Raw genomic sequence first — 3072 nt, forward strand, 5'->3', positions numbered from 1 at the left:
AGCTTCGGGGAGCTGGCAAATAAGCTTTGATCCGGAGATTTCTGAATGGGGAAACCCACCTCGCAAGAGGTATCGCATACTGAATACATAGGTATGCGAGGCGAACCGGGTGAACTGAAACATCTCAGTAGCTCGAGGAAAAGACATCAACCGAGATTCCGAAAGTAGTGGCGAGCGAAATCGGAAGAGCCTTCTAGTGATAGCACGACTGTTAGCAAAACGGGATGGAAAGCCCGGCCATAGCAGGTGATAGCCCTGTATGCGAAAACAGACGTGTGGTACTAAGTTAGAGAAAAGTAGGGCGGGACACGAGAAATCCTGTCTGAATATGGGGGGACCATCCTCCAAGGCTAAATACTCGTAATCGACCGATAGTGAACCAGTACCGTGAGGGAAAGGCGAAAAGAACCCCGGGAGGGGAGTGAAATAGATCCTGAAACCGCATGCTTACAAAAAGTAGGAGCCCGCAAGGGTGACTGCGTACCTTTTGTATAATGGGTCAGCGACTTACATTCAGTGGCAAGGTTAACCGAATAGGGAAGCCGTAGAGAAATCGAGTCCGAATAGGGCGAATCAGTCGCTGGGTGTAGACCCGAAACCAAGTGATCTATCCATGGCCAGGATGAAGGTGCCGTAACAGGTACTGGAGGTCCGAACCCACTAGTGTTGCAAAACTAGGGGATGAGCTGTGGATAGGGGTGAAAGGCTAAACAAACTTGGAAATAGCTGGTTCTCTCCGAAAACTATTTAGGTAGTGCCTCAAGTATTACCTGCGGGGGTAGAGCACTGTTTAGGCTAGGGGGTCATGGCGACTTACCAAACCTATGCAAACTCCGAATACCGCAGAGTACAGCTTGGGAGACAGAGCACCGGGTGCTAACGTCCGGACTCAAGAGGGAAACAACCCAGACCGCCAGCTAAGGTCCCTAAAATTGGCTAAGTGGGAAACGAAGTGGGAAGGCTAAAACAGTCAGGATGTTGGCTTAGAAGCAGCCATCATTTAAAGAAAGCGTAATAGCTCACTGATCGAGTCGTCCTGCGCGGAAGATGTAACGGGGCTAAGCCAGTTACCGAAGCTGCGGATGTGCAATTTATTGCACGTGGTAGGAGAGCGTTCTGTAGGCCTGTGAAGGTGTCTGGTAACGGATGCTGGAGGTATCAGAAGTGCGAATGCTGACATGAGTAGCGTTAAAGGGGGTGAAAAGCCCCCTCGCCGTAAGCGCAAGGTTTTCTACGCAACGTTCATCGGCGTAGAGTGAGTCGGCCCCTAAGGCGAGGCAGAGATGCGTAGCTGATGGGAAACAGGTCAATATTCCTGTACCGATCAATAGTGCGATGTGGGGACGGAGAAGGTTAGCTCAGCCAACTGTTGGATATGTTGGTTCAAGCCTGTAGTCGTGCCTGGTAGGCAAATCCGCCGGGCTTAGATGAGGGGTGATAACGAGTCTGCTTGCAGACGAAGTGAGTGATACCCTGCTTCCAGGAAAAGCCACTAAGCTTCAGCTATTGACGACCGTACCGCAAACCGACACTGGTGCGCGAGATGAGTATTCTAAGGCGCTTGAGAGAACTCAGGAGAAGGAACTCGGCAAATTGATACCGTAACTTCGGGAGAAGGTATGCCCCAAGTAGGTGAACTCGTACAGAGGGAGCCCAACGGGGTTGCAAAAAATCGGTGGCTGCGACTGTTTAATAAAAACACAGCACTCTGCAAACACGAAAGTGGACGTATAGGGTGTGACGCCTGCCCGGTGCTGGAAGATTAAATGATGGGGTGCAAGCTCTTGATTGAAGTCCCAGTAAACGGCGGCCGTAACTATAACGGTCCTAAGGTAGCGAAATTCCTTGTCGGGTAAGTTCCGACCTGCACGAATGGCGTAACGATGGCCACACTGTCTCCTCCTGAGACTCAGCGAAGTTGAAATGTTTGTGATGATGCAATCTCCCCGCGGAAAGACGGAAAGACCCCATGAACCTTTACTGTAGCTTTGTATTGGACTTTGAACAGATCTGTGTAGGATAGGTGGGAGGCTTTGAAGTGAGGTCGCTAGATCTCATGGAGCCAACGTTGAAATACCACCCTGGTGTGTTTGAGGTTCTAACCTAGGTCCATTATCTGGATCGGGGACAGTGCATGGTAGGCAGTTTGACTGGGGCGGTCTCCTCCCAAAGCGTAACGGAGGAGTTCGAAGGTACGCTAGTTACGGTCGGACATCGTGACGATAGTGCAATGGCATAAGCGTGCTTAACTGCGAGACTGACAAGTCGAGCAGATGCGAAAGCAGGACATAGTGATCCGGTGGTTCTGTATGGAAGGGCCATCGCTCAACGGATAAAAGGTACTCTGGGGATAACAGGCTGATACCGCCCAAGAGTTCATATCGACGGCGGTGTTTGGCACCTCGATGTCGGCTCATCTCATCCTGGGGCTGTAGCCGGTCCCAAGGGTATGGCTGTTCGCCATTTAAAGAGGTACGTGAGCTGGGTTTAAAACGTCGTGAGACAGTTTGGTCCCTATCTTCCGTGGGCGCTGCAGATTTGAGGAAGCCTGCTCCTAGTACGAGAGGACCGGAGTGGACACACCTCTGGTGTATCGGTTGTCACGCCAGTGGCATTGCCGAGTAGCTAAGTGTGGAAGAGATAACCGCTGAAAGCATCTAAGCGGGAAACTCGTTTCAAGATGAGATCTGCCGGGGCCTTGAGCCCCCTAAAGAGTCGTTCAAGACCAGGACGTTGATAGGCAGGGTGTGGAAGCGCAGTAATGCGTTAAGCTAACCTGTACTAATTGCTCGTGCGGCTTGACCCTATAACTTTGATAGCCAACACGCAATCAGCGTGAAGCTCAAAGTCTGTTATGCCAAGTTAGACGCAGTCAAAAAATACAAAAATCTGATTCCAGACTCTATGAATTCGCCAGGCAGTTCATCGAACTGCCCAGCACCAAGTTATGCCTGATGACCATAGCAAGTTGGTACCACTCCTTCCCATCCCGAACAGGACAGTGAAACGACTTTGCGCCGATGATAGTGCGGGTTCCCGTGTGAAAGTAGGTCATCGTCAGGCTCTTACAGC

At 51.0% G+C, this 3072-nt stretch carries 2 rRNA genes (1 of these 2 running past the window's edge); both read left to right on the forward strand.

What is annotated here, in order from left to right:
• A 23S ribosomal RNA gene (locus DBV10_RS21620) occupies positions 1-2806 on the forward strand (it extends 73 nt beyond the left edge of the window).
• 144 nt (positions 2807-2950) lie between these two features.
• Positions 2951-3063: ribosomal RNA gene (rrf, locus tag DBV10_RS21625) — 5S ribosomal RNA — on the forward strand.
• The last annotated feature ends 9 nt before the right edge of the window (positions 3064-3072 follow it).

Origin of the sequence: Acidovorax sp. FJL06 (assembly GCF_003852545.1) — a bacterium.
Lineage (GTDB): Bacteria > Pseudomonadota > Gammaproteobacteria > Burkholderiales > Burkholderiaceae_C > Acidovorax.